This window comes from Aeromonas sp. ASNIH7 (genome assembly GCF_002903485.1).
Lineage (GTDB): Bacteria > Pseudomonadota > Gammaproteobacteria > Enterobacterales > Aeromonadaceae > Aeromonas > Aeromonas caviae.
The window spans coordinates 78062-103696 of sequence record NZ_CP026226.1 but is presented as its reverse complement, the minus strand read 5'-3'; the positions used below and the strand labels follow the sequence as shown (position 1 = coordinate 103696).

At 57.8% G+C, this 25635-nt stretch carries 23 protein-coding genes and 1 pseudogene; 16 read left to right on the top strand and 8 right to left on the bottom strand.

The features are described 5' to 3' along the window. The first annotated feature begins 25 nt into the window (after positions 1-25). Positions 26-325 (top strand): hypothetical protein, encoded by a 300-nt coding sequence (locus C2U47_RS00480; RefSeq protein ID WP_103261339.1) that lies wholly within the window; start codon positions 26-28, stop codon positions 323-325. Between the two features lie 216 nt (positions 326-541). Here C2U47_RS00480 and C2U47_RS00475 read toward each other — a convergent pair whose 3' ends face one another. Beyond that, positions 542-985 (bottom strand): antitoxin Xre/MbcA/ParS toxin-binding domain-containing protein, encoded by a 444-nt coding sequence (locus C2U47_RS00475; protein WP_080630556.1) that lies wholly within the window; start codon positions 983-985, stop codon positions 542-544. Between the two features lie 928 nt (positions 986-1913). Here C2U47_RS00475 and C2U47_RS00470 point away from each other — a divergent pair. The 3 genes from C2U47_RS00470 (at position 1914) to C2U47_RS00460 (ending at position 7130) form a co-directional block, all read left to right on the top strand. Continuing rightward, entirely contained in the window at positions 1914-3125 is a 1212-nt protein-coding gene (locus C2U47_RS00470) for a hypothetical protein (RefSeq protein WP_158657379.1), read from the top strand. A gap of 136 nt (positions 3126-3261) precedes the next feature. Further along, a complete protein-coding gene (locus tag C2U47_RS00465) occupies positions 3262-3666 on the top strand; it encodes a hypothetical protein (RefSeq protein ID WP_103261337.1) in 405 nt (134 codons plus the stop codon). Between the two features lie 152 nt (positions 3667-3818). After that, positions 3819-7130, top strand: a complete 3312-nt coding sequence (locus tag C2U47_RS00460) for an SEL1-like repeat protein (protein WP_158657378.1) — start codon at positions 3819-3821, stop codon at positions 7128-7130. A 330-nt stretch (positions 7131-7460) separates the two neighbouring features. Here C2U47_RS00460 and C2U47_RS00455 read toward each other — a convergent pair whose 3' ends face one another. Then, complete coding sequence (locus C2U47_RS00455; protein ID WP_010675079.1) at positions 7461-7946, bottom strand: VOC family protein; 486 nt, start codon at positions 7944-7946, stop codon at positions 7461-7463. A gap of 228 nt (positions 7947-8174) precedes the next feature. On the opposite strand from C2U47_RS00455, the gene C2U47_RS00450 reads away from it, so the two are divergent. Further along, positions 8175-8924: a class I SAM-dependent methyltransferase gene (locus C2U47_RS00450; protein WP_010675078.1), complete on the top strand. Its 750-nt coding sequence runs from the start codon at positions 8175-8177 to the stop codon at positions 8922-8924. Positions 8925-9048: 124 nt separating this feature from the next. Here the strand turns inward: C2U47_RS00450 and C2U47_RS00445 are convergent, their stop codons facing one another. Next, entirely contained in the window at positions 9049-9294 is a 246-nt protein-coding gene (locus C2U47_RS00445) for a hypothetical protein (RefSeq protein ID WP_041201636.1), read from the bottom strand. A 116-nt stretch (positions 9295-9410) separates the two neighbouring features. Between C2U47_RS00445 and C2U47_RS00440 the strand changes: the two are divergent. Further along, positions 9411-10729 (top strand): annotated as a pseudogene (locus C2U47_RS00440) (MFS transporter). 68 nt (positions 10730-10797) lie between these two features. Here C2U47_RS00440 and ahpF read toward each other — a convergent pair. The 3 genes from ahpF to C2U47_RS00425 all read right to left on the bottom strand — a co-directional run bounded on the left by ahpF (position 10798) and on the right by C2U47_RS00425 (position 14169). Beyond that, positions 10798-12384 (bottom strand): alkyl hydroperoxide reductase subunit F, encoded by a 1587-nt coding sequence (gene ahpF / locus C2U47_RS00435; protein WP_010675075.1) that lies wholly within the window; start codon positions 12382-12384, stop codon positions 10798-10800. Between the two features lie 142 nt (positions 12385-12526). After that, entirely contained in the window at positions 12527-13093 is a 567-nt protein-coding gene (ahpC, locus tag C2U47_RS00430) for an alkyl hydroperoxide reductase subunit C (RefSeq protein ID WP_010675074.1), read from the bottom strand. A 629-nt stretch (positions 13094-13722) separates the two neighbouring features. Further along, on the bottom strand, positions 13723-14169 hold the full coding sequence (locus tag C2U47_RS00425) for a CBS domain-containing protein (RefSeq protein WP_010675073.1): 447 nt from the start codon (positions 14167-14169) through the stop codon (positions 13723-13725). 211 nt (positions 14170-14380) lie between these two features. Here C2U47_RS00425 and queA point away from each other — a divergent pair, with 211 nt between their 5' ends. The 7 genes from queA (at position 14381) to nlpI (ending at position 21410) form a co-directional block, all read left to right on the top strand. Beyond that, positions 14381-15448 (top strand): tRNA preQ1(34) S-adenosylmethionine ribosyltransferase-isomerase QueA, encoded by a 1068-nt coding sequence (gene queA / locus C2U47_RS00420; RefSeq protein WP_010675072.1) that lies wholly within the window; start codon positions 14381-14383, stop codon positions 15446-15448. A 118-nt stretch (positions 15449-15566) separates the two neighbouring features. Then, positions 15567-16703 carry a tRNA guanosine(34) transglycosylase Tgt gene (gene tgt, locus C2U47_RS00415; RefSeq protein WP_010675071.1) on the top strand — a complete coding sequence of 379 codons (1137 nt, stop codon included), beginning with the start codon at positions 15567-15569 and terminating at the stop codon, positions 16701-16703. Between the two features lie 50 nt (positions 16704-16753). Next, positions 16754-17089, top strand: a complete 336-nt coding sequence (gene yajC, locus C2U47_RS00410; protein ID WP_010675070.1) for a preprotein translocase subunit YajC — start codon at positions 16754-16756, stop codon at positions 17087-17089. A gap of 18 nt (positions 17090-17107) precedes the next feature. Beyond that, on the top strand, positions 17108-18961 hold the full coding sequence (gene secD / locus C2U47_RS00405) for a protein translocase subunit SecD (protein ID WP_029314697.1): 1854 nt from the start codon (positions 17108-17110) through the stop codon (positions 18959-18961). 9 nt (positions 18962-18970) lie between these two features. Then, positions 18971-19918, top strand: a complete 948-nt coding sequence (gene secF, locus C2U47_RS00400) for a protein translocase subunit SecF (RefSeq protein ID WP_010675068.1) — start codon at positions 18971-18973, stop codon at positions 19916-19918. 100 nt (positions 19919-20018) lie between these two features. After that, the gene (locus C2U47_RS00395) at positions 20019-20387 is read left to right on the top strand and encodes a rhodanese-like domain-containing protein (protein WP_010675067.1); all 369 of its coding nucleotides are present in this window, start codon (positions 20019-20021) and stop codon (positions 20385-20387) included. Positions 20388-20477: 90 nt separating this feature from the next. Continuing rightward, positions 20478-21410 (top strand): lipoprotein NlpI, encoded by a 933-nt coding sequence (gene nlpI, locus C2U47_RS00390; RefSeq protein ID WP_280520777.1) that lies wholly within the window; start codon positions 20478-20480, stop codon positions 21408-21410. A 75-nt stretch (positions 21411-21485) separates the two neighbouring features. Here the strand turns inward: nlpI and C2U47_RS00385 are convergent, their stop codons facing one another. Then, on the bottom strand, positions 21486-22358 hold the full coding sequence (locus C2U47_RS00385; RefSeq protein WP_010675065.1) for a U32 family peptidase: 873 nt from the start codon (positions 22356-22358) through the stop codon (positions 21486-21488). Positions 22359-22370: 12 nt separating this feature from the next. Next, entirely contained in the window at positions 22371-23366 is a 996-nt protein-coding gene (ubiU, locus tag C2U47_RS00380) for a ubiquinone anaerobic biosynthesis protein UbiU (RefSeq protein ID WP_010675064.1), read from the bottom strand. Positions 23367-23554: 188 nt separating this feature from the next. Here ubiU and ubiT point away from each other — a divergent pair, with 188 nt between their 5' ends. The 3 genes from ubiT to iscR all read left to right on the top strand — a co-directional run bounded on the left by ubiT (position 23555) and on the right by iscR (position 25589). Further along, positions 23555-24067 (top strand): ubiquinone anaerobic biosynthesis accessory factor UbiT, encoded by a 513-nt coding sequence (gene ubiT / locus C2U47_RS00375; protein WP_029314693.1) that lies wholly within the window; start codon positions 23555-23557, stop codon positions 24065-24067. A 190-nt stretch (positions 24068-24257) separates the two neighbouring features. Next, positions 24258-24992, top strand: coding sequence for a tRNA (cytosine(32)/uridine(32)-2'-O)-methyltransferase TrmJ (gene trmJ, locus C2U47_RS00370; RefSeq protein WP_010675062.1), 735 nt, complete (start codon positions 24258-24260; stop codon positions 24990-24992). Between the two features lie 93 nt (positions 24993-25085). Next, positions 25086-25589: a Fe-S cluster assembly transcriptional regulator IscR gene (gene iscR, locus C2U47_RS00365; protein ID WP_025327241.1), complete on the top strand. Its 504-nt coding sequence runs from the start codon at positions 25086-25088 to the stop codon at positions 25587-25589. Positions 25590-25635 lie beyond the last annotated feature (46 nt).

Here is a 25635-nt window from a genome sequence, read left to right as displayed (position 1 = left end):
AGGCATCACAACGAGGAGTATTGCCATGAAGGTCGAAGCCATCGTTCCTACCACACAGGTCGTCGATATTTTGTGCGATGTCTGTGGTGCTAGTACTACTAAATCGCTCGGTACGCAGGAATTCGGCACGCTGGAAGCTTGCTGGGATTATGGTTCGCAGCACGATGGTGAACGATATCAGGTACACCTATGTGAAGGCTGCTTTTTTGGGGCGCTGGCCAACCTGAGACAGGAGCATCGGTTGATGAATATGTTTTCGGATGATTATCAACCCGCAGACCCTGATCAATTTGGGAAAATTGAAGGCAATCGAGAGCTTATCTAACCACGATTTGAGTGGTTGTGTTGATCGGCTCATCAAGTGAGTCGATTGGTCGAGGTCATCGGCTCATCAAGTGAGTCGGTTGATCGAGGTGATCGGCTCATCAAGTGAGCCGATTGGTCGAGGTGATCGGCTCATCAAATGAGCCGATTGGTCGGGGTGATCGGCTCACCAAATGAGCCTATTGTTGGTGCTTTATGGTCACGTATGAACTGTTAATCAACAGGGGATGCCATGCCTAATCCGACCGACAAGATCGATAACTGCCTGCGCTCCCATAGGCGTAGTAATCACATCGGCCGGTTTTTCACCACCTAATCCCCACGCAGAGCGGGTGAGCCATCTCATCGTTTTAGCAGTATCTCCCCGGTGTAGGGATATGGCTGCGTCCACTGCTAAGGCTGCCCAGTAAACGCGATCTCCCTGAGCTGTCGATAAGCGATTGCCCCGTTTGATTTGGCGATTCAGTGTGTCTCGGCTAATGCCAATCATCTGGCAAATTGTTCGGGTATTAGACCCCAATAGCTTGCTCAGTTTGACGACGATCTCAGGAGATACACCAGACACTATGTGCTGATGGGCGGCTAGCCAGTTACGTGGTAGACCGAGCGACTCCAGAACAGATAGATTGCTGGTTGGGGGAGATTGCTCTACATGAGTCATTATGAGTCTGCGCCTCCGTATGGGGGTGTTGATGGCAGCCCAATGCGAATCATCACTCAGGAGTTCATTGGGTCATCATCTAGTTTGGGGCATTTCGCAAGCCGTTGGCTACAAAATTGACATCATGATGTAATTATATAAATCAATACTTTAAGTTGGCCAACCCCGATTGGCTCAGTTATCGTTCAACACAAGTGTGCACCAATCAGTTGATGGTATCCATATGGCAGCCATCGTGCGCTCAATCTGTTCCCTTTCTGGCGACTATTGCTGCGAATAGAATCAGTCTATGCGCGGCCCTACAACCTATAAACATTCAATCCTCCAGAGCTGCCATGGCCCCAGGGGTAGAGAGGCCGCACAGGCGTGTGCCAACCTATGAGAGGTGTCATCTGATGACGAAAGTTTTCGTCTAGTTTCCGCTTTGCCGCCTGGCATCTCGCCCGAGCAGGACTATCGTCTGCCGGTGGCGAGTGGGTCATTGCGCTAAACCGATCAAAATGCCCGCTTGGCGGCCTTTCTTGTGGCAAACCAGAGCGGCCACCTCGCTGAGTCAAACTCACCAGCGATTTGTCTTAAACTTTCATCCCGATCAGGCCCTACCGAGCTTCGACAGAGGGTGTAAAAGTGGCGCTACATTACTATTTGGCTGCAAAGCGACCATTTTGCTAAGCGAACTCTGCCATTCAACATAATGGGCATTATGTGCGATTCATTCAGGGGCTCTATATCCTGCGCCAGTTAAAACTGGGGTAGCTTTGCAGAAGTTGCCGGCGAAAATCGTACTAGCCAAAGTCGATTTCATTTTGTTTGATTATAGGGGTGAGCATTAACGTCAAAAAATGAGGTGGTGGGAATGATTTGTCTGAGTAAGCTCGCTGTTTACGAACGATCTAATATAGCCCGAGATCCGACGACTCCTTCGGAGGTGTTGGTTGCATTGACGAGTGATGAAGAGTCGTTGGTTCGCTACTATCTGGCTCTCAATCCCGCGACTCCTATCGAGGTGATGATTGAGCTGGCGGGTGACGATGATGACGACGTTAGCCGGATTGCATCTAGTAACCCAGCTCTCCCGCCCAATACGTTTATGGCACTCGCAGAACACACAAATGTAGTGACTCGCGTCACTGTGGCCAGAAACCGATCAGCTCCGCCTGAGGTGTTAGCAATGCTGGCGTGTGATAGGGATAAGCATGTTCGCCGTGGTGTCAGCTGCAATCCAATTACACCGATATCTGTGTTGGAGATGCTGGCCTATGACGCAGAGGAGGACGTTCGAGCGGGCGTGGCCTGCAATCCTACAACGCCACCTGATTTGCTTGATCGGGTTCTGAGCCTGATGAGCCCTGATGAAGTGCAGATCTTGATGGCTGCGGCAAGCAATCCTTCCATGTTGCCAGACACTGTGAGCAGGCTGGCGTCTGATGAGAGACCTCTAATCCGTATGGCGGCAGCGGGCAACCCCATACTGCCTGTTAATCAGATGGTCGAACTGGCTTGTGATGAGGATAAACATGTTCGCGAAGCTCTCCTCAATAACCCGGCCTTACCAACTCAGGTTCTGCTCAAACTGGCAAGTGATGAGGATAAATATGTCCGACGAACCTTAACTGAGCATCCGTCTTTGCCTGCTGAGGTGCTACTCCAACTAGCCTTAAATGAGGGGGAGGAAGCGTGTTACGCCCTAACACTACCCAATGTGCTACTTAAACTGGCCTGTGATGAGGATAACGATGTAAAAAAGGCCCTTATTATGGATCCACTCTTAACTGCTACGGTTCGGAACGAACTGTCCAGCGACGAGATGCCCTATATTGGAGATAGGAGCGTTCGCATGTCTTTAATCAACCACCCTGCAATACCCCCACAATTGTTACTATTGTTAGCTTTGATAGATAAAGACTCTGAGGTTAGAGAGGCTGCCAGGTCCTTAGCCCAGGCAAAACCAAATATTTTCTGGCAAAATGAAGTAAAAATAATGATGTCAAAAAATGTGATACACGAAGCACTGCTTTTTGCGAAAACTTCAACCTTTAAAACCATTTTTAACAGCCTGTTTATCGCTAAAAATGTGATTCACAGTGTGTGTCATCTATTGAGATCTAATCTTCATCAAGATTCTAATGGTGTTTATTGAAATCATTCAACTGTGTTAAATAATAAAACATGAGCATTTTCTGGATAATGCGTAGTTATCTGGTAAATAGAATGGCGGCTGTTTGTGCGTTCTTGAACTTTTTTCGCTGTGAAATTTATTACTTAAAGGAGCTAAAATGTTGAAACCTTATGTGCTTCACACAATTTTAAAGGATGCGGCAAAAAAAAGTACACTAGTTAGTCTAAGCACAATAGTACAGAGTGTATTCGTTATGGAGTGCAACCTTCCTCCTTATATTGAGATAAAAATAAATGATGAGACTAAGCTTACTCAGTTCCGCCAAGAGCTTAGTGCCGAGCTATGTGCGCTATACCATATCGATATTGCTGCCAATCGATTGCCACTCAGTGCTTTGTTCGTTGGTGAGAAATCACAACAGCCTGGACCACTGCTCCGGAAACTTATGGAATCAACTTATGGATTAGAGTTTGCATCTAACGCTGAGTGGTGTGCCCATTGGCGTGACATAGTCAACTCAATCTATGAACATTACCAAAAGGATTTCATGACCATCTTGTGACGGAAGTCACGTATATTGGTCGCACTCCATTAATATTTCACTACGATCTAACAACTCTTTTATAGCGCAGCGTAATACAAAGATATTAATATGTAACCATCAGGCCGATTTACGGTGCTGCCGAGTGTCAAATATATTCAAGGAGCTTGCAGGTGAACATAGATCTGGAACAATTAGAGCTAGATGCCGACTTAGGGTGTATAAGTGCACAGTTTGCATTGGGAGAAATATACGAAAATGGGCCGGAAAGGAATTACGAAAAAGCCAATGATTTGTATCGCAATGCGGCCCTTAATGGATATGCGGATGCGCAGTTTCGCCTCGGTCAGATGCATGAGCTATGGCATAGCGGTATGGGGTTCTATTTTGGAAAAATGGTTATGCAGGCCGATGATATTAAGCGAGAGTACGAGCAGGCAGTGGCTTGGTACCATAAGGCCGCTGACCAAGGTCATGCCGATGCACAGTACGCTTTAGGCCGGATGTACAGTCTTGGCCAAGGGGTGAGCCAAGATGATGAGCAAGCCGTAGCTTGGTACCGCAAGGCTGCGGGTCAAGGGATTGCAGGAGCACAGTTCGAAATTGGCGAGATGTACAAACATGGCCGTGGAGGAGCACAAAGTGATGAGCAAGCAGTGGCTTGTTATCGCGAAGCGGCCACCCAGGGATATGCCAAAGCGATGTCCGCACTAGGCGAGATGTATGAACTTGGCCAAGGTGTAGCACAAGATAATGATCAAGCCATGACTTGGTATATCGAAGCAGCCAAGCGAGAAAATGCCAAAGCACAGTACCGTCTCGGCCAGATGTACAGTCTTGGTCATGGATTGAAACAAGATGCTCATGAAGCCTTGGCCTGGTTCTGCAAGGCTGCCATGCAAGGTAATGCTGATGCATTGGAAGTAATCGTTAAGATGGCAACGCAAGGTGATATTCATGCCTTTAGCGCTCTCTGCAATATAGCCAAAAATGGACATAAGGGTGCACATGAAATCATCACTGTGATGGCTGAGCAAGGCCATGCAGAGGCACAGTATGTACGCGGCATGATGTATTGGGATAATAGATCCATACAAAATAGCCGCGCACAATGGGTTTTCAATTGGCTGCTAAAAGCGGCAAGCCAAGGGCATGTGCATGCGCAATTACGACTCGCAGAAATGTATTTTAGAGGTAATGGGGTGGAAGAGAATGATGAGCAGGCCATTTTTTGGTATCGCAAAGCGGCCGAGCAAGGCAATGCCATGGCGTTTAACGCCATCGATAAGATGGTAAAACAAGGTAATACCCATGCTTTGAACATTCTTAGCGAAATGGCCAAAGCTGGGAATGATGGTGCACAAAAAATAATTATCGAGATGGCTGAACAAGGGCATATGGAGGCTCAATTTCAACTCGGCGGAATGTATGCCACTGGCCAAGGGGTTGCACTGGATTTTCAGCAGGCAGTGACCTGGTACAGCAAGGCGGCCGAGCAAGGCCATGTGGAGGCGCCGTTCCTACTTGGCTGGATGTACGACACTGGCCGAGGGGTTGCACAGGATGACAGACAAGCTGCGGCGTGGTACCACGAGGCGGCCGAACGAGGCCATGTAAAAGCTCAATTTAAGCTCGGCATGATGTACACCAATGGCCGAGGGATAGCTCAGAATCACACGCTGGCGTGGGCCTGGTACCGTAAAGCGGCCGAGCAAGGTCATGTGGAGGCGCAGTACTACCTAGCTAGGATGTACGATGAGGGCAAAGGGGTTAATAGGGATTATAAACAAGCGGTAGTCTGGTACCACAAGGCGGTAGAGCATGGGCATGCTGGTGCGCAGAACAACCTCGGCGTGATGTACGCTAATGGCCAAGGGGTGGCGCAGGACGATACCCAGGCCGTGGCTTGGTACCGTAAGGCGGCTGAGCAAGATCATGCAGAGGCGCAGTACAACCTCGCCGGGATGTACGCCAATGGCGAAGGGGTGGCGCAGGATCATGAGCAAGCTGTGGCCTGGTACAGCAAGGCAGCCAAGCAAGACCATGCTGAGGCACAGTGCGACCTAGCTAGGATGTACTCTGAGGGCCGAGGGGTAGCACAGGATGGTCAGCAGGCTGTGACCTGGTACAGCAAGGCGGCCGAGCAAGGCCATGTGGAGGCACGGTTCCTACTCGGTACTATGTACACCTATGGCCGAGGGATCGCCCAGAATGACAAGGAGGCGGCGGTCTGGTATCACAAAGCGGCCGAGCGAGCTCATGTGGAGGCACAGTTTCTACTCGGCGGAATATACGCCACGGGCCGAGGGGTTGCACAGGATGACAAACAGGCAGCGGCCTGGTACCGAAAGGCAGCCGAGAAAGGTCATGCGGAGGCGCGGTTCCTACTCGGTACGATGTACTCCTATGGCCGAGGGATAGCTCAGAATGACAAGCAGGCGGCAGCCTGGTACCGCAAGGCTGCCGAGCAAGGCCATGTGGAGGCGCAGTACCACCTTGCCAGAATGTACGATGATGGTCGAGGGGTGGTACAGAATGACAAGAAGGCTGTTGTCTGGTACCACAAGGCGTTCGAGCAAGGCAATGCCAATGCATTGGACGCCATCTATAAGATGGTAAAGCAAGGTAATACCCATGCCCTAAACGCTCTCGGGGAAATAGCCAAAAATGGGCATGATGGTGCACGGGAAATAATCATTGAGATGGCTGAGCAAGGGGCTGCCAGGGCGCAGGCAAAGCTCGGCTGGATGTACAATGAGGGTCAAGGGGTGGAGCAGGATGATGCTCTGGCCGTAGTCTGGTACCGCAAGGCGGCCGAGCAAGGGCATGCCATTGCGCAGTACAACCTCGGCATGATGTACGATGAGGGCCAAGGGGTACCACAGAACTATGCCCAGGCCGCAGCCTGGTATCGCAAGGCCGCCGAGCAAGGAGATGCTGATGCGCAGTTCAATCTTGGCGTGATGTACGACGAGGGCCAAGGGATGCCACAGGACGATGCCCAGGCCGTGGCTTGGTACCGCAAGGCCGCCGAGCAAGGAAATGCCAGTGCGCAGTATAACCTTGGAGTGTCGTACGACAATGGCCGAGGGGTGGCGCAGGACTATACCCAGGCCGTGGCTTGGTACCGCAAGGCGGCCGAGCAAGGATATGCCGATGCGCAGTATAACCTTGGTGTGTCGTACGCCAATGATCAAGGAGTGGCGCAGGACGATGCCCAGGCCTTGGCTTGGTACCGTAAGGCTGCCGAGCAAGGGTATGCCGAAGCGCAATTCAACCTAGGGGTGATGTATGACCACGGCCAAGGGGGGCCGCAGGACGTCAAACAGGCATATGCCTGGTTCTCGGTCTCTGCGGCCAGCGGTTATGGCAACAAGGCCGCTGAGTACCGCGATCGTGCTGCCAAACAATTAACACCAGCAGCACTGGCAGAGGCGCAGGCGCTGGCTGACCGTTATATTCAGCAGCACTCATCCCAGTCGTAACCGACAGGGCGATCAGCAAGAGCACTGTGCATAAGGGGCGGTTACGTTAAACGATCGCCCTTATTTGTAATTAAGTTTCACAAATGTATCACATCAAGCAGTGCTTGGTTTCCAACTTCAATGTCCTGTGTGCTCGTGAAACTGGTGGAGGATTGCTATTGAGTTTCCAACTTAATTGTCATATCGGGTATCGCTAAGGTATTGAATTTTTTGATCCGCGAGTTTCCAACTTAAATGGTCGTGATCAGGCGCCGTGAAGAGCTGACAGCCAATATGCACAAGGCCACCCCCAGGGGTGGCCTTGTTGTGTGCGGCGCCCGTGCGAACGGGCTACTCGCCCTGGCGCGCCGCCTCGATGGTGGCAATGTCAATCTTGTCCATCTGCATCATGGCCTCGAAGGCGCGTCTCGCTGCCTCGGGGTCGGGATCGCTTATCGCCTCGATGAGGACCTGAGGGGTGATCTGCCAGGAGATGCCCCACTTGTCCTGACACCAGCCGCACTCGCTCGCCTGACCGCCATGGTCGATGATGGCGTGCCAGTAGCGATCCGTCTCGGCCTGGTCCTGGGTGGCCACCTGAAACGAGAACGCCCAGTTGTGGCGGACCCCGGGCCCGCCGTTGAGGCCGAGGCAGGGGATCCCCATCACCCTGAACTCGACCGTCAGCACGTCCCCTTTCTTGCCGGCGGGATAGTCGGCCGGGGCCCGGTGTACGGCACCGACGGCGGAGTCGGGGAAGAGGCTGGCGTAAAACCGTGCCGCCTCCTCGGCATCCCCGTCATACCAGAGGCAAATCCTGTTCTTGACTGGTCTCATTGTGTCGCAGCTCCATCCTGGTGTTTGTCCTTCGACGCCCGTGAGCGGGCGCCCCGATGGGTATCCTGCCGCCCGCAGCGCCTGCTGCTTCGCTGGGTGGCAAGCCAGCCTGTACGCCGTTTGCCACCCGCTTGGGGCTTGCATGATGGGGTCAAGTGTAGTGGCATGGGGATCCTGGTCACCAGGCCGGGAGCCGGCATGAAGGCCGCATCAAGAGAGGAGTCTGCCATGGACAGTACCCAGCGATTCTCGACCCGGGTCGAGGCCTATGTGAAATATCGACCCGGTTATCCCGCCGCCATGCTGGATTTTCTGGCAAGGGAGCTGGCCATGGGGCCAGAGGCCCAGGTGGCGGACATCGGCGCGGGCACCGGCATCCTGACCGCCCTGCTGGCCCCCCGGGTCGCGCGGGTCTGGGCGGTGGAGCCCAATGACGATATGCGGGCTGCCGCCAAACGGCTGCTTGCCCAGGTGGGGAACATCGGCTGGCTGCACGGCAGTGCGGAAGCCACGGGCCTGCCCACGGGGGCGATGGATCTGGTGACGGTCGCCCAGGCGTTTCACTGGTTCGATCGCGCGGCTTTTCGGCAGGAGTGCCAGCGGCTGCTCAAGCCCGGTGGCCAGGTCGCCCTCATCTGGAATGACAGGCTGACGAACACCCCGTTTCTCAAGGCCTATGAAGAGGGGCTGCACGCCTACTCGGGGGATTACGAGGAGGTCAATCATCGCAACCTCGGTGAGGCGGATTTTCGCGCCTTCTTCACCGGGGAGTACCGGCTCGATCGCTTCGAGAACAGCCAGCTGTTCGATCTTGACGGGGTGCTTGGACGGCTCAACTCCTCCTCCTATGCGCCTGTGGCGGGCACGCCGGCCCACGATCAGATGACAGCGCTCGTTCGCCGCGAGTTTGCTCGCCACGCCGTTGACGGCAAGATAGCCTTCAACTATTGCACTCTGGTCTACAGTGGCCGGGTGTAGCCCCGTTCAGCGCTGACATCCGCAGTGAAAAGGCCCCCGCCAGTGATGGCGAGGGCCTTGTTTCATTTTGGCGGTCTGTATCCGGGCGATGCGAAAGAGACCGTCGCGCGGCGAAGGGGCGGTATCAGCCCTGATCGATGCTGAGAATGGCCATGGCCTTGGCCAGGGTATCGACCGATTCCTGATGCTTGCCCGCGTTGTGCAGGGTCTCTCCGTCCGCCCTCAACTGCTTCACCTCGGCCAGTTGCTCGGCACTGAGGGCGGGGCCTGCGGCCAGGGCGTCGTCTATCTTCTTCATGTCCATGGGGCAGTGGAAGGCGAGGGCGCTGCCGCAAAAGAGCAGGGCGGCCAACAACAGCATGAGTCTCATCTTTCGGATCTCCATGTGGGGTTCCCGTCAAGCATAGCCCCGCAGGGGGAGGGCATTCGGGTTGAAGGGGGCGGGAGGCAGGGGCTACCATGACCCTTTTATTGCGAGGAGGCTCCATGGCACTGACAAGGTTGCTGTCCCCCCTGACCAGTCTGGTGATCTTCATTCTGGGTCACGGTCTGTTCAATACCCTGCTGACGGTGCGTCTCTCCGCCGAGCAGGTGTCCGCCCAGGCCATCGGTCTGGTGTCGGCTGCCTATTTCGGCGGCCTGGTGCTGGGGACCTTCATCAATGCCCGCCTCATCATCCGGGTGGGACATATCCGGGCCTATGCGGCTTATGCCTCCCTGCTCTGTTTTCTGTTTCTGCTGCACGGCATGGTGGTGGAGCCTGTCACCTGGGCGGCGCTGCGGCTGATCGGGGGGTTTGCCACCGGCGGCCTGTTCGTGGTGCTGGAGTCCTGGATGCTGGTCTCAAGCACCCCGGCGAACCGGGGGCGGTTGATGTCCCTCTACATGATCCTGCTGTACGGTTCACTTGCCCTGGGCCAGCAGCTGCTCAAGCAGGTGGACCCCATGGTGCTGACGCCGTTCGCCCTGTGCGCCATGGCGGCGACTCTCTCCGTGGTGCCTCTGGCTCTCTCCCGAGTGGCGACGCCGGCCATGGTGGCACCCCAGCCGGTGGGAGTGCTGGAGCTGGTGCGCCTCACTCCGGCGGGGATGGGCAGCAGCTTTACCTCGGGCCTCATCCTCGGGTCCATCTATGGGCTGTTGCCGCTCTATTTCACCGACAGCGGCGCCTCCCTCTCCCAGGTGGCGGACATGATGGCGCTGGTGATCCTGGGGGGATGTGTCTGCAATATCCTATCGGACGTGCATCTGATCGTTACGACAGACGGTTGGTGATCCTGCTGCTCTGCGCCCTGCTGACCCTGATCGCGTTGTTGATGGTGCTGCTGCCGGAGCCCTGGCGTGAGCCAGTCGAGGGGACTCTTGTCTTCCTGCTGGGGGGCATGGCGTTCTCCATCTATCCCTTGAGCCTCAGCCATGCCTGCGATGAACTGCGCCCGGATCAGGTGCTGGGGGCAAACCAGGGGTTGCTGCTTGCCTACAGCCTGGGGGCCATGACGGGTCCGCTGCTGGCCCCCTTTACCATGGCAACGTTCGGACCACAGGGGCTGTTCGTCTACTTTGCCCTGTGCGGTCTGCTGCTGTCGGCCTATCTCGGCTGGCGCAGGCGTAAGCGAGCCCCCATTCCGCTGACGGAGCATCAGGTTTTCATACCTGTGCCCCCCAACACCCCCATGACGGCGGAGCTGGAGCCAAGAACGGATCTGGAAGGGGAGGCAGTGCCGGCGAGCTATGCCGTGCCTGATGCAGAAGAGAGAGCGGTGAGTGAAGAGGGGCAGGAGAGGGACGCGCCGCAGGGGCGCTGAAGGCTGGCGACCCAACGACAGGGATAAAAAAACCGACTCCAGGGAGTCGGTTTTTTGTTGGGCGGTTATCAGGCGGTCACGGCATCGGCCTGGGTAGCTTGTGCTTCCGGCGCCGGGTTGCGAATGAGGTAATCAAACGCACCCAGGGCGGCGGTGGCACCTGCCCCCATGGAGATGATGATCTGCTTGAACGGTACCGTGGTGGCATCCCCTGCGGCATAGACGCCGGGCAGGGAGGTGGCACCCTTGGTGTCGATCTCGATTTCGCCAAAGCGGGTCAGGGCCACTTCGCTCCCCTTGAGGAACTCGGTGTTCGGCACCAGACCGATCTGGACGAAGATGCCGGCCACCGCCAGATGCTTGATCTCGCCGGTAGTGCGATCTTCGTAGTCCATGCCCACCACCTTGCTGCCGTCGCCGATCACTTCGGTGGTGCGGGCGCTCATGATGATGTCGATATTGCCCATGGAACGGGCCTTCTTCTGCAGCACATCGTCGGCACGCAGAGTATCGGCGAACTCCACCACGGTGACGTGCTCGACGATGCCGGCCAGATCGATGGCAGCCTCGATGCCGGAGTTGCCGCCACCGATCACCGCCACGCGCTTGCCCTTGAAGAAGGGGCCGTCACAGTGGGGGCAGTAGGCCACACCCTTGGTACGGTACTCGAGTTCACCCGGCACGTTCAGGTCGCGCCAGCGGGCACCGGTCGCCAGGATCACGGCGCGGCTCTTCAAGGTGGCACCGGAGGCGAGGTCCACGTTGACGTAACCATCCTTGCTGATGGCGGCGGCGCGCTGCTCGGTGATCACTTCCACGCCGTACTGCTTCACGTGCTGCTCCAGGCTGGCGGCCAGCTTGGGGCCCTCGGTGTAGGGCACGGAGATGAAGTTCTCGATGCCGACGGTGTCCATCACCTGGCCACCGAAACGTTCGGCGACAATGGCGGTGCGAATGCCTTTGCGGGCGGCATAGATGGCCGCGGCGGCGCCGGCTGGGCCACCGCCCACCACCAGCACGTCATAAGGCGCTTTTTCGCTCAGCTCTTGCGCCTTGCGCTCGGCAGCGCCGGTGTCGAGTTTGGCAACGATCTCTTCCAGCGAGATGCGGCCCTGGCTGAACGGCTGACCGTTCAGGTAGACGTTCGGGACCGCCATGATTTGACGCTCGTTCACCTCATCCTGGAACAGGGCACCGTCGATCATGGTGTGGGTGATGCCGGGGTTCAGGGTGGACATCAGGTTCAGGGCCTGTACCACGTCCGGACAGTTGTGGCAGGAGAGTGAAATATAGGTCTCGAAGTGGAACTCGCCCTTGAGGTTCTTCACCTGCTCCAGCACGGCCGGATCGGCCTTGGAGGGGTGACCGCCGCTTTGCAGCAGGGCGAGCACCAGGGAGGTGAATTCATGACCCATGGGAATGCCGGCAAAGTGCACGCGCGGGGCCTGGCCCTGGGGCGCGATGCTCATGGAAGGCTTGCGGGTATTGGTGCCATCGGTCAGGGAAATTTTGGGGGACATCTCGGCAATCTCGCTGGCCAATGCCAGGAGTTCGGCGGATTTGTCGCTGTCATTGCCGGACACGCTGATCTCGATGGGATTGACGATGTACTGCAAGTAACCGTTGAGTTGTTGTTTGAGGTTGGTATCTAACATGGTCGAATTCCTTCTTGCTGAATGCGGGTCGGCACGATGACCGGATACAGAAAACAGAGGTCCACACAGCAGACCGGCGCATTTTCTGAGGGCCGTAAACAAGACCGGCCCTTGAACGGGCCGGTCTTCAGAGCGGGGAGGCTTAGATTTTGCCTACCAGATCCAGGGACGGGGCCAGGGTGGCGTCGCCTTCTTTCCACTTGGCCGGGCACACTTCACCCGGGTGGGAAGCAACGTACTGGGCAGCCTTGACCTTGCGCAGCAGTTCCAGTGCGTCACGGCCGATGCCGCCAGCGTTGATTTCAACGATCTGGATGACCCCTTGCGGGTCGATGACGAAGGTACCGCGGTCAGCCAGGCCAGCTTCTTCGATCATCACGCCGAAGTTGCGGGTGATGGTGCCGGTGGGGTCGCCGATCATCGGGTACTGGATCTTCTGGATGGTGTCAGAAGTGTCGTGCCAGGCCTTGTGGGTGAAGTGGGTGTCGGTGGAGACGGCGTAGATCTCGACGCCCAGCTTCTGGAATTCGGCGTAGTTGTCGGCCAGGTCGCCCAGCTCGGTCGGGCAGACGAAGGTGAAATCAGCCGGGTAGAAGAACACCACGGACCACTTGCCTTTCAGGTCAGCGTCAGACACCTGAACGAATTTGCCATTGTGGTAGGCGGTGGCGTTGAACGGCTTGATTTCAGTGTTGATGTAGGTAGACATGTATTTGCTCCTTGGTGATGTACATATGCCTGTCTGGTGTTGAAGAGTCGTGCCAGACGAGGCGCTTAACTTTCGATGGAGTCATCATAGTGACTTTTTCTAATCGGTCAAAGCCACAATTTTGAATCACATAAATCTATTTATTAGATAGACCATCACAACTGTACCTAACATGAATATCTCAGGCCTTCGGAGATAACTCATTGTCGAAGTTCAATTTCTGTCCTGCATGTCACATTTTCAAGGGCTGGGCCGGATTTGTTTTCATTGCGTGAGCAGAGAAGGGGGCAGACGAGGCGGCGCAGTAGAAAAAAGAGGGATAAAAAAATCCCGGCGCAGTCGCACAGACAGGGCCGGGTCATCAAACAAGGAATGGCGATAAATATGCTTTACAGCAAAGACTAACTACGGGGTGTGCAAACTTGCAGACATATGAAGAGAAGATGGCGGGTGCACAATCCTCATCTCCTCTTCGGCAACCATTGCATAGTGGGCATCATAGTGTGATGAATGTCACAACGCAAGTTTTGTGGTGTAATTTTACAGTCAAATTGAAAGTGTTTCACTTAAATAGCCGTTAAATTAGGCTTAAAACGCTTTTATTGTAATTTTATTACAGAATTTTAAGATCAAAAGTCGGTTGGGGGCTCCTGCTCCTCCATCAGCTCCAGCAGATTGATGGCCACGGCGATGAAGTCCGACTCGGTGACGATGCCAACCAGCTTGCGCCCCTTGAGTACCGGCAGACAGCCATATTTGTGGCGCTGCAGATACAGGGCCGCCTCCTTGATGCCGGCGTGGGGATCCACGCTCGCCACCTGACGAGTCATGATCTCGTCGAGCTGGACGCTGTCGGTGAACTCCGCCTCCCGCTCGGGGTTGATCAGCAGCAGCTTGGATTCACGGGTGGCCAGGATGTCCGAGAGGGTGACCAGACCAAGCAGATGCTGGTGTTCATCGACGATGGGAACGTGACGGATCCGCTCCTGCTGCATCAGCTCCATCGCCTGCTTGACGCTGTTTTCCGGACCCAGGGTAAAGGGGTGTTCAGTCATGATCTCGGAGAGGGTCATCATGGTGGGCCTCCTTGTGTGTCTGCTTCCACCCTAGCCCAGCCCCCGTCGCCAGAACATGATCGGGGTCAATACAAAACCTTAAAGGTTTTTTAACGGGCCCAGCCTCACAAAATGGCCCGCTATCCCTTGTCTTCCTTGGGTTTTTAGTCTTTTGGGTTGCCTTGGAAGAGGGGGATAACTAGACTAGCCGCCGATTCCCCCGAGGTGAAAGATGCAAGTATCCGATTTTCATTTTGATCTGCCAGACGAGCTGATTGCCCGCTATCCCATGGCGGAGCGTACCGCTAGCCGCCTGCTGCAGCTCGATGGTCAAACCGGCGCCCTGCGCCACGGTCATTTTGTCGATGTGCTTGACCAGCTCAACCCCGGCGATCTGCTGGTGTTCAACAATACCCGTGTCATTCCGGCCCGCATGTTTGGCCAGAAGGCCAGCGGCGGCAAGCTGGAGGTGTTGGTGGAGCGCATTCTGGACGAGCACAGCGTGCTGGCGCACGTCCGCTCGTCCAAGTCCCCCAAGCCAGGTACCCGCCTCCTTCTGGATGGCGGTGCCGACGGCGTGCCCGTCGAGGCCGAGATGCGTGCCCGTCACGACGCTCTGTTCGAGATCCACTTCCTGGACCCGCGCCCTGTGCTGACCATTCTGGATGCCATCGGCCATATGCCGCTGCCTCCCTATATCGACCGTCCCGACGAGGATGCCGACAAGGAGCGCTACCAGACCGTCTACAACCAGAAGCCGGGTGCCGTGGCGGCGCCGACCGCCGGTCTGCACTTCGACGAGCCGCTGCTCGAGCAGATCCGTGCCAAGGGCGTGGAGATGGCCTTCGTGACCCTGCACGTGGGGGCGGGCACCTTCCAGCCGGTGCGCGTCGACAAGATTGAAGATCACCACATGCACTCGGAATACGCCGAAGTGCCCCAGGAGGTGGTGGATGCCATCGCGGCGACCCGCGCCCGCGGCGGTCGGGTGGTTGCGGTGGGGACCACGTCGGTGCGATCCCTCGAGAGTGCGGCCAAGGCGACCCTGGCCCAGGGCAAGCCGCTGGCGCCCTTCTTCAATGACACCGACATCTTCATCTTCCCCGGTTACGAGTTCCAGGTGGTCGATGCCATGATCACCAACTTCCACCTGCCCGAATCCACCCTGATCATGCTGGTCAGCGCCTTTGCCGGCTATGACAACGTGATGGCCGCCTATCAGGCCGCCGTGGCGGGACAGTACCGTTTCTTCAGCTACGGGGACGCCATGTTCGTCACCCGTCGCCGGGTGCAGGGTTAAGCCTTGCCCTTCAGAAGTCGTTCAGGCTCTGCTTGTCAGTATGCCGGCCGGCTTCATATTACCGGGCCCCTCGGGCCCTTTGTTGTCAGACTGTTTCTCTGACTGAATAGAGGTAGCAATGAAATTTGAATTGAAAACCACCGATGGGCGTGCCCGTCGCGGTCAACTGGTGTTCGAGCGTGGCGTGGTCCAGACCCCGGCCTTCATGCCGGTCGGCACCTACGGCACCGTCAAGGGGATGACACCGGAAGAGGTGCGTGAGACCGGTGCCCAGATCCTGCTTGGCAACACCTTCCACCTCTGGCTGCGCCCGGGTCAGGAAGTGATGCGCGCCCACGGCGATCTGCACGACTTCATGAACTGGCAGGGGCCCATCCTGACCGACTCCGGTGGTTTCCAGGTGTTCAGTCTGGGGCACATCCGCAAGATCACCGAGGAGGGGGTGCACTTCCGTCATCCCATCAACGGCGAGAAGATCTTCCTCGACCCCGAGAAGTCCATGGAGATCCAGTACGATCTGGGTTCCGACATCGTGATGATCTTCGACGAGTGCACCCCGTACCCGGCCACTTACGAGGAAGCGCGCAAGTCCATGGAGATGTCCCTGCGCTGGGCCAAGCGTTCCCGTGACAAGTTCGATGCACTCGGCAACAAGAACGCCCTGTTCGGCATCATCCAGGGTTCTGTCTACGAACCGCTGCGGGATGTGTCGCTGGACGGTCTCCTTGAGATCGGCTTCGACGGTTACGCGGTCGGCGGTCTTGCCGTGGGTGAGCCCAAAGAGGACATGCATCGCATCCTTGACCATGTCTGCCCGAAAATTCCGGCCGACAAGCCGCGCTACCTGATGGGGGTGGGCAAGCCGGAGGATCTGGTGGAAGGGGTGCGCCGCGGTATCGACATGTTCGACTGCGTGATGCCGACCCGCAACGCCCGCAACGGTCATCTCTTTACCACCGATGGCGTGGTCAAGATCCGCAACGCCAAGTACCGGGAAGACACCAGCACCCTGGATGCGGACTGCGATTGCTACACCTGCAAGAACTACACCCGTAGCTATCTGTACCATCTGGACAAGTGCAACGAGATCCTCGGTGCCCGTCTGAATACCATCCACAACCTGCGTTATTACCAGCGCGTGATGCAGGGTTTGCGGGACGCGATCGAGCAGGGTAAATTAGACGACTTTGTAACTGAGTTTTACCGTCGGCAAGGGAAGCCTGTGCCTCCACTGGCTGAAAATGACGTGAAATAACAACGACATATAAGTTAGTATTCAAATCTACATCAATAAGAGGTTGTTAAATGAGCATTATCTCCAAGGCGTATGCAGAAGGCGCGGCTCCGGCAGCACAGGGTGGTGGCATGGAAATGATCATCATGCTGGCCGTGTTCGGTCTCATCTTCTACTTCATGATCTACCGTCCCCAGGCCAAGCGTGCCAAGGAGCATCGCAATCTGATGAGCTCCCTCTCCAAGGGCGACGAAGTGCTCACTTCCGGTGGCCTGGTCGGCAAGATCGCCAAGGTTTCCGCCGACAGCGACTACATTGTGCTGGCCCTGAACGATCAGACCCAGGTCACCATCAAGCGTGACTTCGTCTCTGCCGTTCTGCCCAAGGGTTCTATCCAGTCCCTCTAATCTCCCGAGGAGCACAGCGTGTTAAATCGCTATCCGCTGTGGAAATACCTGATGGTGATCGTCGTGATCGCCATCGGTTTTCTATATGCAGCCCCCAATCTTTACGGCGAAGACCCGGCCTTGCAGGTCTCTGCCAGCCGTGGTGCCGAAGTCAAACTAGAAACCCTCGATCAGGTGAAGGAAACCCTCGACGAGGCGAAGATCCCGGTCAAGCATGCGGCGTTCGAGCACGGCTTCATCCTGATCCGTTTCAACAACACCGAAGACCAGCTCAAGGCGCGCGACATCGTGGCCAACAAGCTGGGCGACAATTTCATCACCGCCCTCAACCTGGCACCGTCGACCCCCGCCTGGCTTGAGGCCATCGGCGCGGCGCCCCTGAAGCTCGGTCTTGACCTGCGGGGCGGTGTGCACTTCCTGATGGAAGTGGACATGGCCGAAGCGCTGGCCAAGCAGCAGGAACAGATGGTGCAGGATTTCCGCGCCGAGCTGCGCACCCAGAAGATCCGCTACTCCGGTGTACGCCGGGTCGGGGATCAGGTGCAGGTGGTCTTCCGTGACGAGGCCGATCAGGCCAAGGCACTCTCCTTCCTGCGTCGCCAGAATGCGGATCTTGTCTTCACCACCGACCAGAAAGGGGATGACTTCATCCTGCTGGCCAGTCTGAGCGAAGCCAAGGTCAAAGAGGTGAAGAAGTATGCCCTCGAGCAGAACATCACCATCATCCGCAACCGGGTGAACGAACTGGGTGTGGCCGAGCCGTTGGTCCAGCAGCAGGGCGGCGAGCGTATCATCGTCGAGCTGCCGGGGATCCAGGACACCGCCCGTGCCAAGGAGATCCTGGGGGCCACCGCGACCCTGGAGTTCCACATGGTCGATGAGGCTGCCGATATCCAGGCCGCTGCCGCAGGCCGCGTGCCGCCGAGCTCCAAGGTCTACAACGATCGCAACGGTCGTCCCGTGGTACTGCAAAAGCGCGTGATCCTGACCGGTGACCACATCGTGGGTGCCCAGTCCGGTTTCGATGAATACAGCCGTCCCCAGGTCAACATCAAGCTCGATGGTCAGGGTGGCAACAAGATGGCCAACTTTACCAAGGACAACGTTGGCAAGGGCATGGCGACCGTCTTCATCGAGTACAAGCCGGTGGGGCAGCCTGGTCCGGACGGCAAGCGCAAGTTCCGCAAGCAGGAGGAGGTGATCAACGTCGCCACCATCCAGTCTCGCCTGGGTAGCCAGTTCCGCATCACCGGGATCGACAACGCCAACGAAGCCCACAACCTGGCGCTGCTGCTGCGTGCCGGTGCCCTGATTGCCCCCATCCAGATCGTCGAAGAGCGCACCATAGGCCCGAGCCTGGGTCAGCAGAACATCGACAGCGGGATGGAAGCCATCGGCTGGGCCATGCTGGTGATCGTGCTCTTCATGGGGATCTACTACCGTGCCTTCGGCTGGGTGGCCAATCTGGCGCTGACCATGAACCTGGTGCTCATCGTCGGTATCATGTCGATGATCCCGGGGGCCACCATGACCCTGCCGGGCATCGCCGGTATCGTGTTGACGCTGGGGATGGCGGTGGATGCGAACGTGCTGATCTACGAGCGTATTCGTGAAGAGATCCGCAATGGTCGCGGGGTGCAGCAAGCCATTCACCTGGGCTTTGATCGCGCCTTCTCCACCATCGCCGACTCCAACATCACCTCGCTCATCACCTGCGTGATCCTGTTCGGTATCGGTACCGGTGCCATCAAGGGCTTCGCCCTGACCCTCGGGATCGGCCTGACGGCGTCCATGTTCACTGCCATCACGGTATCCCGCGCCATCATCAACCTGGCCTGGGGTGGACGGCGCATCGACAAGCTGCCGATCTAAGGAAGAGACATGTTTCAAATTCTACATTTTGAAAAGCCCATCCCCTTCATGCGTTTCGCCAAGCTGGGTATGGTCCTCTCTGCTCTGGTAACGGTGCTCGCCCTCTACGTTCTGTACGATCGTGGCCTGAACTGGGGGCTGGACTTCACCGGCGGTACCACCATCGAGGTGGGGTTCCAGCAGTCGGTGAGCCTGGACAAGATGCACGAGGCGCTGGATCAGCAGAAGATTGACGGGGCGACCCTGCAGTTCTTCGGCTCCAGCCGTGATGTGCTGGTGCGCATGGCCCCCCAAGAGGGCGTCAAGGTCGAGCAGCAGGGCAACGAGGTCCTGGCGGCCGCCAAGCTGGTCGACGAGAGCGCCGTGCTCAAGCGTGTCGAGTTCGTCGGTCCCTCCGTGGGTGACGAGCTGGCCACCGACGGTGCCCTGGCCATGCTGGCCTCCATCATCTGTATCCTGATCTACGTGGCGGTGCGCTTCGAGTGGCGTCTGGCCACGGGGGGCATCCTCTCCCTGGCTCACGACGTGATCATCACCCTCGGCATCTTCGCCTACTTCCAGTACGAGTTCGACCTGACCGTGCTGGCGGCGCTGATGACGCTGGTGGGGTACTCCCTGAACGACACCATCGTCGTGTTCGACCGGGTGCGGGAGAATTTCCGCAAGGTACGCCGTGGGGACACCGCGGAGATCATGGATCTCTCCATGACCGAGACCCTGAGCCGGACCATCATCACCTCGGGGTTGACCTTCGTGGTGGTGGTGGCGCTGCTGCTCAAAGGCGGGCCTCTGATCCACGGTTTCTCCATCGCCATGGTGATCGGGGTGGCCTTCGGGACCTACTCCTCCATCTATGTGGCGAGCGCCTCAGCCATGTTCCTCGGGATCAAGCGGGAGCACATGCTGCCGACCCAGGTGGAAAAAGAGGGCGCGGATCAGCAAGAGATCCTGCCGTAACAGACAAGGGCGCCGCAAGGCGCCCTTTCTCTTGTGGCCGGGGTGAGTCATGATGCTCCCCACAACCCAGCATCCATTACCCAAAGCAAGGAGCAAGCCCATGCAACACAATCCCCGTTTTCTGGCCCTGGTAGAGGTCATCCGCCCGCAGGTGCAGGAAACCGATGTGCACCAGATCAAGCGCTGGCAGGATGAGGGCCGAGCATTTCATCTGATCGACGTGCGCGAAGAGAGCGAGTGGGCCAGGGGCCATCTGCCGGGGGCCACCTATCTCGGGCGCGGGGTGATAGAGCGTGACATCGAGACCCGGTATCCGGATCCCGACACCGAACTCTACCTCTATTGTGGTGGGGGATTTCGCTCCATCCTGGTGGCGGATAACCTGCAGAAGATGGGTTATTCCCGGGTCGTCAGCGTCGATGGAGGCTTTCGCGGCTGGAGCGATGCCGGATACCCTGTCGAATCCTGATTTATTTGAGGGAGAGGGGCTGCGCCACATGACAAACGGCCCCGTGATCTTTACCATATGCGGGGTCAAGCGTAAGCGTCGGAGTGTTCATTGAACGTCAGGATAGGGATTGGATACCTCACGGGTATCCTGTTGTTGCTCCCCTTGTGGGGTTGCAGCAGTAGCAGTCAGGTAAAAGCGCCTCAAGTTCCCAAGCCGCAACCCGCTTCACTGGTATTGGCGACCCCCTTGCAGGTCTCCTACCAGAGCGAGTTGGCGTTGGCGCGACTCGGGCAGATGCTCAGTGAAATGGAATTGACGACCGAACAGCGGGCAGAACTCTTCTATGAGCGTGCCGTGGTGTTTGACCGGGTGGGCTTGCGTTCCCTGGCGCGACTCGACTTCAACCGCGCCCTGCGGGAGAAGCCGGATTTTGCCGAGGCCTACAACTTCATCGGTGTCTATCTGGTTCAACAGCAGAACTACGACGAGGCCTATGAGGCGTTCGACTCCGCTCTGGAGCTCGCCCCGGATTACGACTACGCCTATCTCAACCGGGGAATCGCGCTCTATTACGGCAATCGCCCCGAGCTTGCCGCGGCGGATATGAAGCGCTTCTACGAGGCGCAACCAGAAGACCCTTATCGGGTGATCTGGCTCTATCTGGCCGAGCAGAAGCTCAACGGACCGGCGGCCATGAGCCGGATGCGCGAGCGGCTCAACAAATATGACGACGACGCCTGGAACTGGGATCTGGTGCGCCTCTATACGGGCGACATCAATGCCACCCAGTTGATGAGCAACGTGGTGAAAGGGGTCAAGGACAACAGGGAGCTCGCCGAGCGCCTGTGCGAGACCTACTTCTACCTCGGCAAGTTCGAGCTGGCCAAGGGTAACCGCAAGGAAGCCATCAGCTACTTCAAGCTGGCGCTGGCCAACAACGTCTATGACTTCATCGAGCATCGCTATGCCTTGCTGGAGCTGGAACTGATGGCGCGCAAGCCCCAGCCACCCGGAGCCCAGGGCAAGAGCGGCAAAGCGTGACTAAACGGGTTTGAACCCCATGAAAAAGGCCTCTTGACGAGGCCTTTTTGCTGTCTGGTGACACGGGTTGTACCGCTACTCCACCAGGCTCATGCCGGGGATCTGGCGCCAGTAACCGTTGCAGTCCCGCTCCTGCTGCAGGGGCAGGGGGGCCATCCCCTGTTCGTTGGCCTTGAAGCGCTCCAGCATCGTCAGGGTCTCCATGCCTTCGGGCGAGAGGCGCACCACATCCACCAGCCCCTCCATCCCCTTGAGCTCGTTGCCCAGGTTGTAGCAGTAACCGGACTGAGTCTGGATGCCGTTGAGGTTGAACACCTTCTGCCCCTCGCGGCTGCTGGCAAGTCGGCCGGTGGGGTAGTGGATGCAGGCCAGTTCGCAGTTGTCCTTGGGCCGGTCGAGGGAGCGGGCGGTGAAGCAGCGTGCCGAGTAGGCGAGCGGCAGATGACCATAGGCGAACACCTCCACCTCGAACTGCTGGCGCTCCCTGCCCAGATCCTGATTGAGCTGCATCAGCCAGTCGCGGGAGAGCTCCACCGGCATCACCCAGCGCTGCATTCCCTGTTTGAGCAGCATGCGCAGCACGTCGGCGTTGTAGGCGTTGATGGCGGGGCCGCAGACGAACGGCAGCCCGGCTTCACTGGCGAGCTGGACGGCCCCCAGATCGTTGGCCTCGATCATCAGCGCGCCGTTGTCGACCAGCCGCTTGACCTCCTTGAGCTCGGAGGGGGCAGAGATCAGCGCCAGCGTGGAGAGCACCGCCTGCCTGCCGGAGCCCGCCACCTGACGGGCGAGGGCAATCCAGTCATCCACTTTCAGTTCGCGCCGCTTGCTGCAGACGGTTTCCCCCAGATAGACGATGTCGGCCTGGCTGGCGGCGGCCGCCTGATAGAAGGCCTGGGTGTCGGCCTTGGGCCAGTAGAAGAGCAGGGGGCCGAGAGAGAATTTCATGAACAGGGCTCCTTATTGCCACTGGCGATGATAGGCACCGAGGGTGGTCTGGCTCCCCTCGGAGACGCGGGCGAGCTGGGCATCCCACTCAGCCTTGACTTGATAGGCCTCGGGGTTGGCCTGATAGGCGTCGATGGCGGCGCGCCAGACCCGGGTCACCTGCTCCACATAGGCGGGGCTGCGCTGGCGCCCCTCGATCTTGACCGACTGGATGCCGGTCTGGAACAGCTCGGGCAACAGGCCGAGGGTGTTGAGGCTGGTGGGCTCCTCCAGCGCGTGATAGGTCTGGCCATCCACCTCGAAGCGGCCCTTGCACAGGGTCGGGTAGCCGGCATTTTCCCCCGGGCCGTAACGATCGATCAGCACCTCGTTGAGGCGGGATTCGAGGCCGCTCGGGGTCTCCTCCCAGCGTACGAACTTGGCCGGTGAGCAGGCGCCGACGGTGTTGGGGCTCTCGCCGGTCATGTAGGAGGAGAGGTAGCAGCGCCCCTCCGCCATGATGCAGAGGCTGCCGAAGGCGAACACCTCAAGGCCGACGTCGGTCTCGCGGGCCAGCTGCCTGACCTGATGCATGGAGAGCACCCTCGGCAGCACCACCCGGCCGACGTTGAAGTGCTGCTGGTAGAAGCGGATGGCAGCGGCGTTGGTGGCGCTGGCCTGGACCGAGACATGCAGCTCCATGTCGGGATGGCGGCGGCTGGCATAATCGAGCACGGCGAGATCGGCGATGATCAGGGCATCGGCACCGAGCGCCACCCCTTTGTCCACGGCCTGCTTCCAACGGGCATCGGAGCCCGGGTGGGCAAAGGTATTGATGGCGATGTGCAGCTTGCGGCCATGCTGGTGGACATAGTCAACCGCTCTTTCCAGCTTGCTGTCGGTGAAGTTGAGCCCGGCGAAATGGCGGGCGTTGGTGTCATCCTTGAAGCCGATGTAGACCGCATCGGCCCCGTTATCCACGGCTGTCTTCAGTGCCGGCAGGCTGCCTGCCGGGCAGAGTAATTCCATCGGGTACGCTCCGAGAGGGCAAAAATGCAAAGTGGCCCGATTGTATTCATGCTTGCCCTCCCGCTTTTTGACCTGAGGCAGCTTTAGGTGGCTTTACCCTTCTTGAGGTAAGTGGACACAAGTTTGATTTTCAACAGGATCTTGCCGAAGGGGCTGTGCTTGAATGCGCAAAAAACTGGGAGTTTATCGTGTTTCAACATCTGCAACGTCGCCTGGTCGAACAGGCACCCCGTCTCTTGCGCCACCCCCTCAAGCTGGTGCCCTTCCCGCTGCAACAAAACCTGATGGAGGCCCTGCTGGGCAGGGTGTTCCGGGAGGCCATCGAAGAGGGGGAATTTGCGTTTCTTGCGGGCAAGTGGCTGAAAGTGGAAGTCAGCGATCTGGGGCTATGCTGGTTTATCAGCGAGCGGGAGGGAAAACTGGTGGTGGCAAGGAAGTGTGAGCACGCCGATGTCTGTTTCAGCGGCAATAGCCAGGATCTTGTTCTGATCGCCGGGCGCCGTGAAGACCCGGATTCCCTCTTCTTCCAGCGCCGGCTGAAGATAGAGGGGGATACCGAGTTGGGCCTGGAGGTGAAAAATCTGATGGACAGCCTGGATCTGGACGGGCTGGGATTGATGAAATACCCCTTGATGGATCTGGCGACCTTTATCGAGCGGGCCCGCGAGACGCACGTGCCCACTGCCGCGACAATGAGCTGAGCCGTTTTCTTGCCCGAGTGCTGCGGAACAGGTGAACTTGAGCCGCAGTACCCCACTGTCAGCGTGACCACGCAGGGTGGGGATGTATCATCTGCCTGTTTGTGCAGAAATGCCTGGTCGGAAGCGGTGCCAAAATAGCGATTGGTTATGTTACAATTGCGCGCCATTTTTGACTGAAGATTGACTGGGCATGTTGGATCAGATTCGTATCGTGTTGGTAAACACCTCTCACACCGGCAACATGGGATCCGCGGCGCGGGCCATGAAGACCATGGGGCTGACTCAACTGGTGCTGGTCGATCCCCAGGCCCAGCCTGATGAGGAGGCCGTCGCCCTGGCGGCGGGGGCCAGCGATATCCTGGCTCGCGCCCGAATCGTGCCGACCCTGGACGAGGCCATTGCCGACTGTGGTCTGGTCATCGGCACCAGTGCCCGTTCCCGGACCTTGAGCTGGCCCATGCTGGATCCCCGTGAAGCGGGCGAGAAGCTGGTTGCCGAGGGCATGGAGCACCCGGTCGCGCTGGTGTTTGGCCGTGAACGCGCCGGCCTCACCAATGACGAACTGCAAAAATGCCACTTCCATGTGGCCATTCCCGCCAATCCAGAATACAGCTCCCTCAATCTGGCCATGGCAGTGCAGACCCTTTGTTACGAGGTGCGGATGCGCTGGCTGGAAGTACAGAACCAGGAGCATTCGGCCCCGGAGGATGAGCGGGTCGAGTACCCCAGCGCCCAGCAACTGGAAGGGTTTTATCAGCATCTGGAGCAGACGCTGCAAAAGACGGGGTTCATTGCCGATGACCATCCAGGCCATGTGATGAGCAAACTGCGTCGTCTGTTCAATCGGGCCAGACCCGAAGCGGTGGAGTTGAACATCCTGCGGGGCATTCTCACCTCTGTCCAGAAGTCCAGGGCACAGGATTAATCCCGACTGATTTACTCAAGCATATACTTGACTGATTTAGTCGGGTATGTGACCATATGCCACATATTGATTGGTTCGCAAACGGTAAGGCATATGAGACTGACCTCAAAAGGACGTTACGCGGTGACAGCCATGCTCGACGTGGCGTTGCATGCAGAGCAGGGGCCTGTGCCCCTGGCTGATATTTCAGAGCGCCAGGGCATCTCCTTGTCCTATCTGGAACAACTGTTTGCCCGTCTGCGCAAGCATGGTCTGGTGAGCAGCGTACGTGGTCCCGGTGGCGGCTATCGCCTCGGTCTGGCCCCTGGCGAGATCTCGGTCGGTCAGGTGATCACCGCGGTCGATGAATCGGTCGATGCGACCAAGTGCCTCGGCAAAGGGGGCTGCCACGGTGGTACCCAGTGCCTGACCCACTCTTTGTGGCGGGATCTGAGCGAGCGCATCTCCAGCTTCTTGGGGGATATCACCCTGGCCGAGCTGGTTGGTCAGGCCGATGTGCGCCGTATCGCCGGCAAGCAAGATGAACAAATGAAGACCGTGTTGTCCCTGGTTGATCGGGCCGAACGCGGTGATGTGAGCTTGAAAGTCCAACTATAAACGTGCTTTCCACGACGAGTCGCTGTGTGACCCCGTCGTAACGGAG

Excerpts from the sequence above, each read along its gene's own strand:
- C2U47_RS00425 (WP_010675073.1), bottom strand. The coding sequence starts at position 14,169 with ATGATGACCCTCTCCGAGATCATGACTGAACACCCCTTTACCCTGGGT.
- C2U47_RS00450 (WP_010675078.1), top strand. The coding sequence starts at position 8,175 with ATGGACAGTACCCAGCGATTCTCGACCCGGGTCGAGGCCTATGTGAAA.
- secF (WP_010675068.1), top strand. The coding sequence starts at position 18,971 with ATGTTTCAAATTCTACATTTTGAAAAGCCCATCCCCTTCATGCGTTTC.
- C2U47_RS00395 (WP_010675067.1), top strand. The coding sequence starts at position 20,019 with ATGCAACACAATCCCCGTTTTCTGGCCCTGGTAGAGGTCATCCGCCCG.
- C2U47_RS00465 (WP_103261337.1), top strand. The coding sequence starts at position 3,262 with ATGTTGAAACCTTATGTGCTTCACACAATTTTAAAGGATGCGGCAAAA.
- ubiU (WP_010675064.1), bottom strand. The coding sequence starts at position 23,366 with ATGGAATTACTCTGCCCGGCAGGCAGCCTGCCGGCACTGAAGACAGCC.
- C2U47_RS00475 (WP_080630556.1), bottom strand. The coding sequence starts at position 985 with ATGACTCATGTAGAGCAATCTCCCCCAACCAGCAATCTATCTGTTCTG.
- queA (WP_010675072.1), top strand. The coding sequence starts at position 14,381 with ATGCAAGTATCCGATTTTCATTTTGATCTGCCAGACGAGCTGATTGCC.
- trmJ (WP_010675062.1), top strand. The coding sequence starts at position 24,258 with ATGTTGGATCAGATTCGTATCGTGTTGGTAAACACCTCTCACACCGGC.
- iscR (WP_025327241.1), top strand. The coding sequence starts at position 25,086 with ATGAGACTGACCTCAAAAGGACGTTACGCGGTGACAGCCATGCTCGAC.
- C2U47_RS00445 (WP_041201636.1), bottom strand. The coding sequence starts at position 9,294 with ATGAGACTCATGCTGTTGTTGGCCGCCCTGCTCTTTTGCGGCAGCGCC.
- ahpC (WP_010675074.1), bottom strand. The coding sequence starts at position 13,093 with ATGTCTACCTACATCAACACTGAAATCAAGCCGTTCAACGCCACCGCC.
- C2U47_RS00455 (WP_010675079.1), bottom strand. The coding sequence starts at position 7,946 with ATGAGACCAGTCAAGAACAGGATTTGCCTCTGGTATGACGGGGATGCC.
- yajC (WP_010675070.1), top strand. The coding sequence starts at position 16,754 with ATGAGCATTATCTCCAAGGCGTATGCAGAAGGCGCGGCTCCGGCAGCA.
- C2U47_RS00480 (WP_103261339.1), top strand. The coding sequence starts at position 26 with ATGAAGGTCGAAGCCATCGTTCCTACCACACAGGTCGTCGATATTTTG.
- C2U47_RS00385 (WP_010675065.1), bottom strand. The coding sequence starts at position 22,358 with ATGAAATTCTCTCTCGGCCCCCTGCTCTTCTACTGGCCCAAGGCCGAC.
- tgt (WP_010675071.1), top strand. The coding sequence starts at position 15,567 with ATGAAATTTGAATTGAAAACCACCGATGGGCGTGCCCGTCGCGGTCAA.
- ahpF (WP_010675075.1), bottom strand. The coding sequence starts at position 12,384 with ATGTTAGATACCAACCTCAAACAACAACTCAACGGTTACTTGCAGTAC.